This window comes from Burkholderia sp. AU16741, assembly GCF_002223345.1.
Lineage (GTDB): Bacteria > Pseudomonadota > Gammaproteobacteria > Burkholderiales > Burkholderiaceae > Burkholderia > Burkholderia sola.
This window is the reverse complement of sequence record NZ_NKEZ01000009.1, coordinates 23,472-38,416: the sequence shown is the minus strand read 5'-3', so window position 1 is coordinate 38,416 and position 14,945 is coordinate 23,472. Positions and strand designations below refer to the sequence as shown.

Genomic DNA, 14,945 nt, shown 5'->3' with positions numbered 1-14,945 from the left:
CCGCCCGGAACGACGCGCGCCGCACGCCGGCCAAGGCCGGCGGCGGCGCGTGCGAGGCAGCCGGCGCGACGGTGCGCGCGGCCGCGCGTTACCCGAAGTGCGCGACCAGGATCAGCGTCACCGTGACGACGATCGCGCCGCCGATGCGGGTGGCGATCTGCGCGAACGGCATCAGCTGCATCCGGTTCGCGGCGGTCAGGATCGCGACGTCGCCGGTGCCGCCTTGCCCGCTGTGGCAGGCGTTCACGATCGCGGTGTCGATAGGGTACATCTTCAGCAGGCGGCCGACCACGAAACCGGTGCCCATCAGCGTCGCGACGGTCGCCACGATCGTGATCACGTTGACGATCGTGAACGCGGCGGTCAGCTTGTCCCACGGCGTCATCGCGACGCCGATCGCGAACAGCAGCGGATACGTGACGGCGGTCGAGAAGAACTTGTAGACGACGAACGCGCCTTCCTGCAGCGGCGGCGACACCGCGCGCGCGAGCTTCACCAGCACCGCGAGGAACAGCATCGCGACCGGCGCGGGCAGGCCGAACAGCTTGTGCGCCATCAGGCCGACGAGGTACAGCGTGATCGCGGTGATGCCGGCGCCCGCGATGTGCGTGACGTCGACGTGGCCGCGGATTTCCTCGCTTTCCGGCGTCATGTCGCCGCTTTCGCCGACTTGCAGGCGGCCGTTGCCGGTCAGGTGCGGCAGGCGCTTGCCGAGCATGTCGAGCGCGCCCGACAGGATGATCGCGGTCAGGCTGCCGAGCATCACCGACGGCAGCACCATCGCGAACATCTCGCCCTGCGGCAGATGCATCAGTTCCGAATAGCCGATCGACAGCGGAATCGCGCCTTCGCCGACGCCGCCCGCCATGATCGGCACGACGATGTACAGCAGCGTGTGGCGCGCGCCGAGGCCGAGCGCGGTGCCGACCGCCGTGCCGACGATCGCTGCGGCGACCGAGCCGGCCGCGAGGGGAATGAAGATCTTCACGAAGCCCTGGATCAGCACGCGGCGATCCATGCTCAGGATGCTGCCGACGATGATCGATGCGATGAACAGGTACAGGAAGTTGGTCGACTTCGTGAATTCGACCGTCAGGTTCAGCACCGGCTTCGGCAGCACGTGGTAGTACGTGAGCGCCGACGGCACGAAGGTCGCGAAGATCGCGGCCGCGCCGATGTTGCGCAGGAGCGGCAGGCGCTTGCCGAGTTCCGCGCAGGTGAAGCCGAAGAACGCGAGCACGGCGATCGCCATCGAGATCTCGCCGGGCACCTTGCCCGTCACCGCGAAGCCGACGATCAGCCCGAACAGGATCACGTAGACGGGCAGCGGGATGATGCCGATGCGGATTTCCATCAGCTTCCACCAGCCTTCCGGCCAGAAGCGTTCGCGCGTGGCGGGGCCGGCTTCGGCAATCGGCTCGGGATGGGACGGGGTATGGATAGAGGTCTGCAAGACGTGTCTCCTGATGTTCGGAATGCCTGCATCGCTTCGCGGCATCGTGTGCCGTCTATTACGCAACCCCCATGCCAGAATTCCGGCCTGTCGGAATATTTTTAATCCATTGATTCGTAAGGGATTTGTTTCGTCTGCGGAAAGGATTTTCCACGCGGGGTGGCCGAGATTTCGGAATTCCCGCAGCAGCGAGGCCGAGATTTCGGCCTGACCGCGGCCCGGGCGCCCGGCCATGCCAGCCGCCCGCCATATCGCCGCGCGCGATTTTCTTCGCACAATCGCTTCGTAGACCGCCTTCCCGCCGCTCTCTATCATCGGCTGATCTTTTTCCGACGTGACGACGACTGTCCGGAGAACGCCCGCGCGTTCGCCGCGGCGTCGCTCATCCGTCGATACCGTCTTTGGACAGGAGAGTGGTTCCCATGCTGCATCCCGTGTTTTCCGCCCGCTTTTCCGCCGGCCGTGTGGCCGGCCTGGCCCGCGTGCTGACGGCCGCGCTGCTCGGCGTCGCGCTGCTGAACGGTGCGCGCGCCGACACCGCGCCGCTGAAGGTCGGCATCTCGACCAGCCCGCAGATCGAGGCGCTGAAGATCGCCGCGAAGGAGGCGAAGGAGCAGGGCCTCGACGTGAAGATCGTCGAATTCACCGACTGGAATACGCCGAACGCGGCGCTCGCGAACAAGGACATCGACGTCAACTACTTCCAGCACCTCCCGTTTCTCGAGAACGCGAAGAAGCAGGGCGGCTACAACTTCATCTCGATCGCGCCCGGCACGATCATGAAGATCGGCCTCTATTCGAAGAAGGTGAAAAGCTTCGCCGAGCTGAAGGACGGCGCGCGCGTCGCGATCGCGAACGATCCTGTGAACGGCGGGCGCGGGCTGTTGCTGCTGCAGCGCGCGGGGCTCATCACGCTGAAGCCGGGCGCCGACTACCGCGCGACGACGCGCGACATCGTCGCCAACCCGAAGCACCTGAAGATCATCCCGCTCGAAGCGTCGCAGCTCGCGCGCTCGCTCGACGACGTCGATCTCGCGCAGGGTTATCCGAGCTTCATCAAGCTCGCCGGCACGACCGACCCGAACAGCGCGCTGCTGTTCGACGGCACCGAGAACAAGAACTTCGCGATCCAGTGGGTCGTGCGGCCCGAGCGCGCGAACGATCCGCGCATCCGCAAGTTCATCTCGATCTACCAGCACTCGCCGGCGGTGCGCCGTGCGCTCGACAACGCGTTCGGCTCGCTGTACGCGATCGCGTGGTGACGGAGGCGGCATGACGACGGCGAACCGCAAGAAAATCCTGCTCAACGCGTTCAACATGAACTGCGTCGGGCACATCAACCACGGACTGTGGACGCATCCGCGCGACCGCTCCGCGCACTACACCGATCTCGACTACTGGGCCGATCTCGCGAAGACGCTCGAACGCGGCAAGTTCGACGGGATCTTTCTCGCGGACATCGTCGGCGTGTACGACGTGTTCGGCGGCGGCCCCGACGCCGCGCTGCGCGAATCGGTGCAAGTGCCCGTCAACGATCCGCTGCTGCTCGTGCCGGCGATGGCGCAGGTCACGCGGCATCTCGGCTTCGGCGTGACCGCGAACCTGACCTACGAGCCGCCTTATCTGTTCGCGCGCCGCATGTCGACGCTCGATCATCTGACGAAAGGGCGCGTGGGCTGGAACATCGTGACCGGCTACCTCGACAGCGCCGCGCGCGGGATGGGCCTCGCGCGGCAGATCGGCCACGACGACCGCTACGAGCGCGCGGACGACTACATGGACGTCGTCTACAAGCTGTGGGAACAGAGCTGGGACGACGACGCGGTGATCCGCGACGCAAAGGCGCGCGTGTTCGCGCAGCCGGGCAAGGTGCGGCGCGTGAAGCACGACGGGCCGTTCTATTCGATCGATGCGATTCATCTGAGCGAACCGTCGCTGCAACGCACGCCGGTGCTGTACCAGGCCGGCTCGTCCGCGCGCGGCGTCGAGTTCGCGGGCCGTCACGCGGAATGCGTATTCGTGAACGGGCAGAGCAAGGCCGCGGCGCGCGCGGCGGCGCTCGATATCCGCGCGGCCGCCGCGCGGCACGGGCGCGACCCGGCGTCGATCAAGATCTTTGCAGGCGTGAGCGTCGTGACGGCCGAGACCGAATTGCTCGCCCGCGAGAAGTTCGACGAGTACCGGCGCTACGCAAGCCCCGAAGCCGGCCTCGCGCATTTCGCGAGCTCGACCGGCATCGACTTCGCGAAATACGGCCTCGACGAGCCGATCTCGTATGTGAAGACCGATTCGATCCAGTCGGCCGTCGACGCGATCTCGAAGAAGAGCACGACCGGCACGTGGACCGTGCGCCGCATGCTCGAACAGATGTCGCTTGGCGGCCGCTATGCGCCGATCGTCGGTTCGCCGTCGCAGGTCGCGGACGAACTGCAGGCGTGGATCGACGAGACCGGCATCGACGGTTTCAACCTGACGCGCACCGTGATGCCCGAATCGTTCGAGGATTTCGTCGACTGGGTCGTGCCCGAACTGCAGAACCGCGGCGTCTACAAGGAAGACTACGATCCCGCGCCGACGCTGCGCGACAAGCTGTTCGGCGCGGGCCCGCGCCTGCCCGTCTGGCACACCGGCGCGCAGCACCGGCCGGCGGCCGCAGCCGAACCCGCGCATCCCGCGCATGCGTGAACCTGACGGAGCGAAGCGATGACGCAATTGTTCGATACGCTGGGTTTCATCGAGGCATCGGCCGTGCGCGCCGGCGCCGGCGTCGGTGCAACGGCGCATGAGGAACGGGCCGTGCCGGCCGGCGGCGCGGCCGTGTCGCTGGAGCAGGTCGGCAAGGTGTTCGCGACGCCGCGCGGCCAGGCCGCCGCGCTGCGCGACGTGACGCTCGACGTGCGGCGCGGCGAGGTGTTCGGGATCATCGGCCGCAGCGGCGCCGGCAAGTCGACGCTGCTGCGCCTCCTGAACGGCCTCGAACGGCCGAGTTCGGGCCGCGTGCGCGTGCAGGGCATCGACGTCGGCGCGCTCGACGAGGATGGCCTCGTCGCGTTGCGGCGCCGCACCGGCATGGTGTTCCAGCATTTCAACCTGCTGTCCGCGAAGACGGTGTTCGAGAACGTCGCGCTGCCGCTGAAGATCGCCGGCGTGCCGAAGGCCGAGCGCGTGCGCAAGGTCGACGCGCTGCTCGAGCTCGTCGGGCTCGCCGCGAAGCGCGACGCGTATCCGGCGAGCCTGTCCGGCGGGCAGAAGCAGCGTGTCGGCATCGCGCGGGCGCTCGTGCACGATCCCGAGGTGCTGCTGTGCGACGAAGCGACGTCGGCGCTCGATCCGGAAACCACGCAATCGATCCTCGCGCTGCTCGCGGACATCAACCGCCGTCTCGGGCTCACGATCGTGCTGATCACGCACGAGATGGAGGTGATCCGCGCGGTGTGCGACACGGTCGCGGTGATCGAACAGGGCGAAGTCGTCGAAACCGGCCCCGTGTGGCGCGTGTTCGGCGATCCGCGCCACGGCGCGACGCGCGCGCTGCTGAGCACGCTGCAGCACGACCTGCCGCCCGAGCTGGCCGCGCGCGTGCGGCCGCTGCCGGAGCAGGCCGCGCTGCCCGACGGCGCGCAGATCGTGCTCGACGTGCGCTATACGGGCGAGAGCGGCGGCGCACCCGATGTTGGCGCGCTCGCGGCGGCGCTCGGCGGCGCCGTGCGGTTCCTGCACGGCGGCATCGAAAGCATCCAGGGGCATGCGCAGGGGCGGCTCGTGATCGCCGCGACGCCGCGTGCGGATGACGCCGGCCCGTCGGCGGCGCGCGGCGATGCGGTCGCCGCGCTGCTCGAACGTGCGCGCCGCCATGCGAACCATGCGGAGGTGCTCGGCTATGTTTGAGCTCTGGTGGCCCGAACTGCTCGACGCAATCCGCGACACGTTGTCGATGGTCGCCGCGTCGGCCGCGATCGCCGCGCTGATCGGCATCCCGCTCGCGGTGATCCTCGTGACCACCGCGCCCGGCGGCATTTACGCGCGGCGCGGCGTGAACACGGTGCTCGGTGCGCTCGTCAACGTGTTCCGCTCGACGCCGTTCATCATCCTGCTGGTCGCACTGCTGCCGTTTACGCGCATCCTGATCGGCACGACGATCGGCGTGTGGGCGGCCGTCGTGCCGCTGTCGATCGCCGCGATCCCGTTCTTCGCACGGATCGCCGAAGTGAGCCTGCGCGAAGTCGATCGCGGGCTGATCGAGGCCGCGCTCGCGATGGGCGCGAAGCGCCGCCACATCGTATGGCACGTGCTGCTGCCCGAAGCGCTGCCCGGCATGCTCGGCGGCTTCACGATCACCGTCGTCGCGCTGATCGGCTCGACCGCGATGGCGGGCGCCGTCGGCGCGGGCGGCCTCGGCGATCTCGCGATCCGCTACGGCTATCAACGTTTCGACACGACCGTCATGGCGACCGTGATCGTGATCCTGATCGCGCTCGTCTCGGCCGTGCAAATCACGGGCGACCGCCTGGTCCGACGCGTGACCCGGCGAACCTGAGCGACGCCACAAGCGTCCGCTCGCTTCATTCCTGATCCTGAGAGAAAACCATGACCTTGCCTATCGGCGCGCCGCGCGAATGGAACGGACAATTCGAGGAAACGCTGTTTCTGGAGGTGGCGCGACGCCATCGTCCGGGCTTCCTCGACAAGGTGGCCACGCCGCCGCGCGAGCCGCGCAACGGCGACGAACTGGCCGCCGTCGCCGACTACTACACGAAGATGGCGTCGCACGACCTGTTCATCGTGCAGGTCGTCGCGAAGGCGATCGACACGCTGTTTCGCGACGATCCGCATTTCCAGCTGATTCTGTCGCGCCAGCTCGGCGACGACGGCGCGCACGCGGTGATCGGCCGTGAGCGCGTGACCGAACTCACGGGGCGCGATCCGCTGCCGGAAGTCGACCGGCTCGTCGCCGCGCACTGGGCGCGCATCGGCGACATCGCGGTGCGCGACGTCGCGGGCTTTCTCGCGTTCGAATGGCATTATGAGCTGCACATCCTCGCGAAGCTGTGGATCCAGCGCAAGACCGGCCGCATCGGGGACAGCGCGATGCGCGAGCACGGCGAGAACCGGATTCGCCCGGACGAGGAATGGCATCGCGTGCAGATCGTCCAGTGGTGGTTCGACACGCTCCAGGCGCTGCCGGCGGCCGAGCGCGACGCGCTGATCGATCGCGTGATCGCGGCCGACGAGGAAACCCAGGCGCGGCTCGACGGCTATCTGCACGACGAATACGCGCATACCGCACTGGTATTCGGCGCGGATATCGCCGAATATCGTGCGATCTACGACGACTGGCGGCGCGAGATCCTGTCGCGGCTGACCGGCCGTCAGCTGGGTGCGCTCGCTCCACTGTCGGGCGAAACCGTTGAACAGGAAGCTGTCGCATGAACGATCCAAGCGGCCCGGCGACGCTCGCGCCGGCTACCGATACACCGGCCGTCGACCGCGCCGCGCTGGCGCGCGCGATCGATGCGCTGCATGTGAGCGCCGCCGAGCGCGACCGCGCCGGCGGTCATGCGGCACAGGAGAAGCAGTGGCTTGCCGATGCGGGCCTGCTGACGCTCGCGGTGCCGCGTGCGTTCGGCGGGCAGGAAGCGGCGTGGCCCGCGATCTACGACGTCATCCGGCAGGTCGCGCGAGTCGACAGCGCGCTCGCGCATCTGGTCGGCTTCCAGTGCCTGCAGGTGGTGAGCGTCGACGTGTGGGGCAGCGCCGCGCAGCGCGAGCGCTATTTGCGCGGCACGGTCGACGGGCGCTGGTGGTGGGGCAACGCGGTCAATCCGCTCGACACGCGGCTCGTCGCCACGGCGACGTCCGACGGCGGCTACCGGCTCGACGGCGTGAAGGGCTTCTGTTCCGGCACGCGCGGCTCGCAGCGGATGACGGTGTCCGCGCACGATCCGGCGATCGGCCGCACCGTGTTCGGCGTGGTGCCGACCGATCGGGCCGGCATCACGGTCAACGACGACTGGGATCCGGTCGGCCAGCGTCAGACCGACAGCGGCAGCGTGCGCTTCGACGGCGTGACGCTCGCGCCGGACGAGGTGCTGCACCGCTCCGAGGCCGCGCCGACGCCGCGCGCGACGCTGCGCACGCTCGTGTCGCAGCTCGTGCTGACGAACCTGTTCGTCGGCCTGGCGGAAGGCGCACTGGCCGAGGCGCGCGACTACGTGCGGCAGCATGGCCGCCCGTGGATCCACGCGGGCGTCGAGCGGGCCGAGGACGATCCGTACACGCTGCAGCGCTTCGGCGACATGCGCGTGCGCGCGATCGCCGCGGCGGCGCTGGCCGATCGCGCGGCCGGCGCGTTGCAGCACGCGTGGGCGCGGCAGGATGCGCTGACGGCCGACGAACGCGCCGAAGCCGCACTCGCGGTATCGGAAGCGAAGATCGTCGCGCAGCGCGCGGCGCTGGATAACGGCGAGGCGCTGTTCGACGCGTGCGGCGCGCGCGCGACGGCCGCGTCGCTGGGCCTCGACCGCTTCTGGCGGAACGCGCGCACGCATACGCTGCACGATCCGCTCGACTACCGGCTGCGCGACGTGGGCCGGTTCGCGCTGACGGGCGAGCTGCCGCCGGCGTCGCTCTATACGTAAGCAACAGCGGGACGGTGCCGGCACGCCTGCCGGCGTTACGCCGCCGGCAACGCCTCCGCCAGCGCTCGCATCGCCTCCACCGTTTCCGGGTTCGCCGGGAAAAACGCCTCGATCGCGAGTTCCGCCAGCGTCACGTCGACCGGCGTGCCGAACACCGTCGTCGTACTGAAGAACGTCAGCTCGCCGCGCGTCGTGCGCAGCCGCAGCGGCACGGCGATATCCGCGAAATCGGTGCGCGCGTGCGAATCGTCGGGCTGCCCGGCCGGCGCCGGATACGCGGCGAGCTCGTCGCGCAGCGCATGCAGCGTGCGGTCGCCGCTCGCATCGATCTGCCGTTGCAGCCGATGCAGGATATGCGCGCGCCATTCGTGCCAGTTGACGATCTGGGACGCGAGACCGTCCGGATGCAGGCTCAGCCGCAGCACGTTGACGGGCGGTTGCAGCAGCGCGGGGTCCGCCTGTGCGACCAGCGCGCCGAGCATCCGGTTCGCCGCGAGCAGCGTCCAGTGGCGGTCCACCGCGAGCGCCGGATAAGGCTCGTGCCCGCGCAGCACGGCTTCGACCGCATGACGTGCGGCATCCAGTTGCGGGTCCGAAAACGGCCGTTCGCGAAACAGCGGCGCGAAGCCGGCCGCGACGAGCAGCGCATTGCGTTCGCGCAGCGGCACGTCGAGGCTTTCGGCGAGATGCAGCACCATCTCGCGGCTCGGCTGCGCGCGGCCCGATTCGACGAAGCTCAGGTGGCGGGCGGACACGTCCGCCTCGAGCGCGAGCGCCATCTGGCTCAGGCGCCGGCGTTGTCGCCACGTGCGCAGCAGCGGGCCGATGCCGGATGCGCGGCCGGCGGACGGGGAAGGCGAATGGAAGGCGGCGGTCGAGTTCATGGAAGGAGATGATAGGCAATCCCGCGCCGCTTCGGCATTACCTGCGAGGTAAGCATCGCGCCGCGCCGGTCGCGTGCAGCCGCTGCGTTACCATAGCCCCCGTGCCACCTGAGAGGCGGCGCCGGACCCGCGACCACAACGCCTGGCCGGCCACCGCGTACATCGACAACAAGGCTTCCAGGTGAATCCAACAATGAAAAAACTTGCCGTCCGGCTCGCCTGCGTGGCGACGCTCGCACTCGCCGCGACCCGCGGCCACGCGCAGACCGAAGCTGCACAGGTCGAAATGAGGGCCGCCGCCGCGGCCGCCAACGAAGCGGTCGTGAAGGGGCCGACCGACATCGACGTCAAACACGAAGCCGTGCTGAAGTTGAAGGCCGGCGAATCGTTCGTGCCGGCCGCCGAAGCCGGCCGCTACCTGCGCTCGATGGGCAATTCGGTCGACGAATCGAAGCTGGTCGGCCTCGTGCTGCCCGACGATCCGGACGCCGACTGGCTCTCGGTCGTGTCGTTCGAGCCGAGCGGCTACATTCGCGACGACGACGCGAAGGACTGGAAGCCTGACGAACTGCTGAAAAGCCTGCAGGCCGGCACCGAGGAAAGCAATCCGGCGCGCAAGGAGCGCGGCCTGCCCGAAACCGAGGTGGTCGGCTGGGCGAAGGCGCCCGCCTACGACGCTGCCACGCACCGGCTCGTGTGGTCGGCGATCATCCGCGACAAGGGCGCGGCGCCGAATGCCGCGAACGACGGCGTGAACTACCGGACGCTCGTGCTCGGCCGCGACGGCTACCTGTCGCTGACGATGGCGTCGACGCTCGCCGATCTGCCGAAGTACAAGGCCTCGGCCGACGAACTGCTGTCGAACATCCGCTTCAACGACGGCAAGCGCTATGCCGACTTCAACCAGTCGACCGACCACGTCGCCGAGTACGGGCTCGCGGCGCTGATCGTCGGCGTCGGCGCGAAAAAGCTCGGGCTGCTCGCGCTGATCGGCGCGTTCGCGGTGAAGTTCTTCAAGGTCGGCGCGCTCGCGCTGCTGGCCGGCGGCGCGGCGCTCAAGCGCTTCTTCGGGCGCAAGCCGAAGGCGGCCGCGGTGCCGGCCGTCGCCGACGCATCCGACGGGGTCGCCACGGAGCGCAAGGAATGACGAAGCTGCTGCTGCTGATCTTCGGCGGCCTCAAGCTCGGCAAGGTGCTTGTATCGGCCGGCACGATGCTCGCGTCGATCGCGGTCTATGCGCTGTTTTACGGCTGGCGCTTCGCGGCCGGCTTCGTTGCGTTGCTGCTGGTGCACGAAGCCGGCCACTACGTCGCCGCGCAGCGGCGCGGGCTCGACGTCGGGCTGCCGACCTTCATCCCGTTCGTCGGCGCGTGGATCCAGTTGAAGGAGATGCCGCACGACGCGGAAACGGAAGCGTACGTCGGGCTCGCGGGGCCGTTCGTCGGCACGCTCGGCGCGCTGGCCTGCTACGCGGCCGCGCGGCACACCGACAGCAACTTGCTGCTCGCGCTGTCGTACACGGGCTTTTTCCTTAACCTGTTCAACATGATTCCGCTGTCGCCGTTCGACGGCGGACGGATCACCGCGGTGCTGTCGCCGCGCATCTGGTTCGCGGGCGTGCCGGTGCTGATCGCGCTGTTCGTGTATCGGCCGAGCCCGCTGCTGATCGTGATGGCGATCCTCGCGCTGCCGCAACTGAAGCGCGCGTGGCGCTACGATCCCGACGCGCCGGAGAACCGCGTGTACTACGCGACGTCGATCGAGACGAAGACGACCTACGCGCTCTGTTACGTCGGCCTGCTCGCGTTCCTTGCGCTGATGACGTCCGGCGTGCACGACATGCTGCGCGTCGTGCACGCGTCGGTCTGACGTCGATCCGATGCAAAAAAACGGCGGCCGCGTAAAAAGCGGCCGCCGTTTTTCAAAGGTCGAACCTCACGCGGCGCGATGTCGCAGTTCGACGCGCTTGATGTCCTTCACGATCACGAGATAGCTGAACACGGTGACGAGCGCGTTCAGCCCGACGAACACCAGTGCGCCGTTGAACGAGCCGCTTGCGCCGACGAGGTAGCCGATCGCGATCGGCGCGACGATGCCCGCCGTGTTGCCGAACATGTTGAACAGGCTGCCCGACAGGCCGATCGCTTCCTTCGGCGCGGTATCCGCGACGACGGCCCAGCCGAGCGAGCCGATCCCCTTGCCGAAGAACGACACGGCCATCAGCATGATGACCAGCGCTTCGCTGTCGACGTAGTTGCAGCCGATGATCGTCATCGACAGCAGCATCCCGCCGACGATCGGAATCTTGCGCGCGAGCGTCAGCGATACGCCGCGTCGGATCAGCGCGTCCGACAGCATCCCGCCGAGCACGCCGCCGAGGAAACCGCAGATCGCCGGCAGCGACGTCATGAAGCCGGCCTTCAGCAGCGACATCCCGCGCGCCTGGACGAGGTAGATCGGGAACCACGTGAGGAAGAAGTACGTGAGCACGTTCACGCAGTACTGGCCGAGATACACGCCGATCAGCATCCGGTTCGACAGCAGCTGGCGCACGTAGTACCAGCCAGCCACGCGGCTGCTTTCGGAGGCGCCGCCGCTGCCGCGCGCCCCGGTGGGCCGGCCGCTCGACCGCACGAGCCCGCCGCCCTGCTCGATATGGTCGAGTTCCGCGCGATTGACGGCCGGATGGTCGGCCGGGTCCTTCACGACGCGCAGCCACAGGAACGCGAGCGCGATGCCGGCCAGGCCGAGCCACAGGTACACCTGGTGCCAGCCGTACGCATGCGTGAGCCAGGCCATCAGCGGCGAGAACACCACGGCCGCGAAGTACTGCGCGGCGTTGAAGATCGCCGACGCGGTGCCGCGCTCGGCGGTCGGGAACCAGCTCGCGACGACCTTCGCGTTCGCCGGGAACGCCGGCGCCTCCGCGATGCCGACCGCGAAGCGCATCGCGAACAGCGCGGCGACCGCGAACGCGGCGCTGCCGCCGAGGCCGATCGTGCTCTGCAGCAGCGTGAACGCCGACCACAGGAAGATGCTTGCCGCATACACGCGCCGCGCGCCGAAGCGGTCGAGCAGCCAGCCGCTCGGCAGTTGCGCGAGCACGTAGGCCCAGCTGAACGCCGAGAAGACATAGCCCATCGTCACCGGGTCGATGCCGAACGCCTTGCGGATCGGCGTGCCGGTGATCGACAGCGTCGCGCGGTCCGCATAGTTGAGCGTCGTGACGACGAACAGCATCGCGAGGATCCAGTAGCGCACGGCGGTTCGGCGCGCGGTGCGCGCGAGGTCGAGCGGAAGATCGCGAGGGGAGGGCTGATTGTGCATTTTAAACATACGTCGTCGTATGATATGGCCGAAAGTTTATGGACAATGCCGGAATTCAGAAACCTCGGGTTTTCCCTTTGAAGATCCTCGCCACAATATGGGAATGTCGTCATTTGCTGGCCTGACAACGCGCTGCGGTGTATCGTCCGCGCCCTCACAGGCGGCGAGCATGACGCAATGCCGTCGGCAGACATCGTATCTGTTGCGTTACAATGAACTATTCATTCCCGAACCACGGAGCACACCCATGCAACTGACAGGAGAGATGCTGATCGGCGCCGAAGCGGTGGCCGGCTCGGCAGGCACCTTGCACGCGTTCGACCCGACGAAGGGCGCGCCGATCGAGGCCCCGGCGTTCGGCGTCGCGACGCAGGCCGACGTCGACCGCGCGTGCGAACTCGCACGCGATGCGTTCGATGCATACCGCACGCAGCCGCTCGCGGCCCGTGCGGCGTTTCTCGAAGCGATCGCCGATGAAATCGTCGCGCTCGGCGATGCGCTGATCGAGCGCGCGCATGCCGAAACGGGCTTGCCCGTCGCGCGGCTGCAGGGCGAGCGCGGCCGCACCGTCGGCCAGTTGCGGTTGTTCGCGCGCGTCGTGCGCGACGGGCGCTTCCTCGCCGCGTCGATCGATCCCGCGCAGCCGGCACGCACGCCGCTGCCGCGCTCCGACCTGCGGCTGCAGAAAATCGCGCTCGGGCCCGTCGCCGTGTTCGGCGCGAGCAATTTCCCGCTCGCGTTCTCGGTGGCCGGCGGCGATACCGCGTCGGCGCTCGCGGCCGGCTGCCCGGTGATCGTGAAGGCGCACGAGGCGCACCTCGGCACGTCCGAGCTGGTCGGCCGCGCGATTCGCGCCGCGGTCGAGAAAACCGGCATGCCGGCCGGCGTGTTCTCGCTGCTGGTCGGCCCCGGCCGCGTGATCGGCGCGGCGCTGGTCGGCCATCCGGCGATCCAGGCCGTCGGTTTCACCGGGTCGCGGCAGGGCGGGATGGCGCTCGTGCAGATCGCGAACGCGCGCCCGCAGCCGATTCCCGTCTATGCGGAAATGAGCAGCATCAATCCGGTCGTGCTGTTCCCGGCCGCACTCGCCGCGCGCGGCGACGCGATCGCGACGGGCTTCGTCGATTCGCTGACGCTCGGCGTCGGCCAGTTCTGTACCAATCCGGGCCTCGTGCTCGCGATCGACGGCCCCGATCTCGACCGTTTCGAGACGGTCGCCGCGCAGGCGCTCGCGAAGAAGGCGGCCGGCGTGATGCTCACGCGCGGCATCGCCGACGCATACCGCAATGGCCGCGGCAAGCTGGCCGAACTGCCGGGCGTGCGCGAAATCGGCGTGGGCGAGGCCGCGCAGACCGACTGCCAGGCAGGCGGCGCGCTGTATGAAGTCGGTGCGCAGGCATTCCTGGGCGAGCCGGCGTTCAGCCACGAGGTGTTCGGGCCGGCGTCGCTGATCGTGCGCTGCCGCGATCTCGACGAAGTCGCGTGCGTGCTCGACGCGCTCGAAGGCCAGTTGACGGCCACGCTGCAAATCGACGCCGACGACAAGCCGCTCGCGCGCCGGCTGCTGCCGATCCTCGAGCGCAAGGCCGGGCGCCTGCTGGTCAACGGCTATCCGACCGGCGTCGAGGTGTGCGATGCGATGGTGCACGGCGGCCCGTTCCCCGCGACGTCGAACCCGGCCGTCACGTCGGTCGGCGCGACCGCGATCGAGCGCTTCCTGCGGCCGGTGTGCTACCAGGACTTCCCGGACGATCTGCTGCCCGAAGGGCTGCGGGAAGGCAATCCGCTCGCGATTCCGCGGTTGCGGGACGGGAAGGCGGAGTGACGTGGCGGTGGCCCGGCGGCGAACGCCGGGCTGCTTGCCGGATGGATGAAAGCGGAGGCGGCCGATGGCCGTCTCCGCTTTTTTTCAGGGTGTCTTTCCTGTTGCCCGCGTTTCTCCTACAGTAGCGAAGCCTCGGGCCGTCCGGCCCGCAGGCGAGCCTGAGAGATCACAAGACCAACAAGGAACCATCCGATGAATATCAGCAAGCGTGGCGACCACCTGTTCGCGGCCGGGTTGTGGAAAACGATCGGCGACGTCGCGAAATCGGTCCGTACCCAGATCGGCGAAACCAGCGAAGGGCGCGTGCTGGCCGACGCGCTGTTCGCGCTGCAGCGTGAGCTGGGCGGCAGCGAATTCGACGTGACGATCAACCAGGGGCGGCCCGTCGCGGGCTCCGATCCGCATTCGTTGATCTTCGGCAGGGCCGTCGAGCGTTTCAAGTACGACATGGAGGCGGTGGTGTTCGCGCTCAAGCATCGCCGCAGCATCGACGAGCCGAACGGCGCAGAGCGCGCCGACGCGCTCACGCAGGCCAACACGCATCTCGCGACCGCGAAGCAGTACGCGATGTTCACGGTCGGGCGCTTCTTCGATGCGGTGGTCGACCGCGACGTGCTGGAACAGATCGTGGGCGCCGAGTCGCCCGCGCGCGGCCGGCCGCTCGCGGCGCGCAAGGGGATCGACGAGACGCAGCGCACGCTCGCGACCGTGCGCCAGCGGATCATCGGCGCGATCGCGCAGATGTAATGCAATGGCCGCGCCGGCTCGTCGAGCCGCGCGGCCATCGCGTGATACGGCTACGGAGGACTGCGGGCGCC

The 14,945-nt window shown here is 68.6% G+C and carries 13 protein-coding genes; 10 read left to right on the top strand and 3 right to left on the bottom strand.

Going from position 1 to position 14,945, the window contains the following annotated elements; translation table 11 throughout:
* Positions 1-88: 88 nt before the first annotated feature.
* Positions 89-1,453, bottom strand: a complete 1,365-nt coding sequence (locus CFB89_RS27375) for a 2-hydroxycarboxylate transporter family protein (protein ID WP_089470675.1) — start codon at positions 1,451-1,453, stop codon at positions 89-91.
* Positions 1,454-1,875: 422 nt separating this feature from the next.
* Between CFB89_RS27375 and CFB89_RS27370 the strand changes: the two genes are divergently transcribed.
* From CFB89_RS27370 to CFB89_RS27345, 6 genes are read left to right on the top strand one after another with little or no spacing between them, the layout of a single operon-like run.
* On the top strand, positions 1,876-2,715 hold the full coding sequence (locus CFB89_RS27370) for a MetQ/NlpA family ABC transporter substrate-binding protein (protein ID WP_089470674.1): 840 nt from the start codon (positions 1,876-1,878) through the stop codon (positions 2,713-2,715).
* Between the two features lie 10 nt (positions 2,716-2,725).
* The gene (locus CFB89_RS27365) at positions 2,726-4,138 is read left to right on the top strand and encodes an LLM class flavin-dependent oxidoreductase (RefSeq protein ID WP_089470673.1); all 1,413 of its coding nucleotides are present in this window, start codon (positions 2,726-2,728) and stop codon (positions 4,136-4,138) included.
* Between the two features lie 18 nt (positions 4,139-4,156).
* Entirely contained in the window at positions 4,157-5,341 is a 1,185-nt protein-coding gene (locus CFB89_RS27360; protein ID WP_089470672.1) for a methionine ABC transporter ATP-binding protein, read from the top strand.
* A complete protein-coding gene (locus tag CFB89_RS27355; RefSeq protein WP_089470671.1) occupies positions 5,334-5,990 on the top strand; it encodes a methionine ABC transporter permease in 657 nt (218 codons plus the stop codon). Before CFB89_RS27360 ends, CFB89_RS27355 begins: the two co-directional genes overlap by 8 nt.
* Before the next feature lie 50 nt (positions 5,991-6,040).
* Entirely contained in the window at positions 6,041-6,883 is an 843-nt protein-coding gene (locus CFB89_RS27350; protein ID WP_089470670.1) for a hypothetical protein, read from the top strand.
* Complete coding sequence (locus tag CFB89_RS27345; RefSeq protein WP_179233544.1) at positions 6,880-8,091, top strand: acyl-CoA dehydrogenase family protein; 1,212 nt, start codon at positions 6,880-6,882, stop codon at positions 8,089-8,091. The genes CFB89_RS27350 and CFB89_RS27345 overlap by 4 nt, the downstream gene beginning before the upstream one ends.
* Positions 8,092-8,126: 35 nt before the next feature.
* On the opposite strand, the gene CFB89_RS27340 is transcribed toward CFB89_RS27345, so the two are convergent.
* Positions 8,127-8,975: a helix-turn-helix domain-containing protein gene (locus CFB89_RS27340; protein ID WP_089470669.1), complete on the bottom strand. Its 849-nt coding sequence runs from the start codon at positions 8,973-8,975 to the stop codon at positions 8,127-8,129.
* A 193-nt stretch (positions 8,976-9,168) separates the two neighbouring features.
* On the opposite strand from CFB89_RS27340, the gene CFB89_RS27335 reads away from it, so the two are divergent.
* Together CFB89_RS27335 and CFB89_RS27330 are read left to right on the top strand one after the other, a co-directional pair.
* The gene (locus tag CFB89_RS27335; protein ID WP_089470668.1) at positions 9,169-10,122 is read left to right on the top strand and encodes a DUF2167 domain-containing protein; all 954 of its coding nucleotides are present in this window, start codon (positions 9,169-9,171) and stop codon (positions 10,120-10,122) included.
* Positions 10,119-10,844 (top strand): site-2 protease family protein, encoded by a 726-nt coding sequence (locus CFB89_RS27330; protein WP_089470667.1) that lies wholly within the window; start codon positions 10,119-10,121, stop codon positions 10,842-10,844. Before CFB89_RS27335 ends, CFB89_RS27330 begins: the two co-directional genes overlap by 4 nt.
* A gap of 66 nt (positions 10,845-10,910) precedes the next feature.
* On the opposite strand, the gene CFB89_RS27325 is transcribed toward CFB89_RS27330, so the two are convergent.
* Positions 10,911-12,302 carry an MFS transporter gene (locus CFB89_RS27325; protein WP_089470666.1) on the bottom strand — a complete coding sequence of 464 codons (1,392 nt, stop codon included), beginning with the start codon at positions 12,300-12,302 and terminating at the stop codon, positions 10,911-10,913.
* Positions 12,303-12,549: 247 nt separating this feature from the next.
* Between CFB89_RS27325 and CFB89_RS27320 the strand changes: the two genes are divergently transcribed.
* Positions 12,550-14,127 (top strand): aldehyde dehydrogenase (NADP(+)), encoded by a 1,578-nt coding sequence (locus tag CFB89_RS27320; RefSeq protein WP_089470665.1) that lies wholly within the window; start codon positions 12,550-12,552, stop codon positions 14,125-14,127.
* Between the two features lie 192 nt (positions 14,128-14,319).
* The gene (locus CFB89_RS27315; RefSeq protein ID WP_089470664.1) at positions 14,320-14,874 is read left to right on the top strand and encodes a hypothetical protein; all 555 of its coding nucleotides are present in this window, start codon (positions 14,320-14,322) and stop codon (positions 14,872-14,874) included.
* The last annotated feature ends 71 nt before the right edge of the window (positions 14,875-14,945 follow it).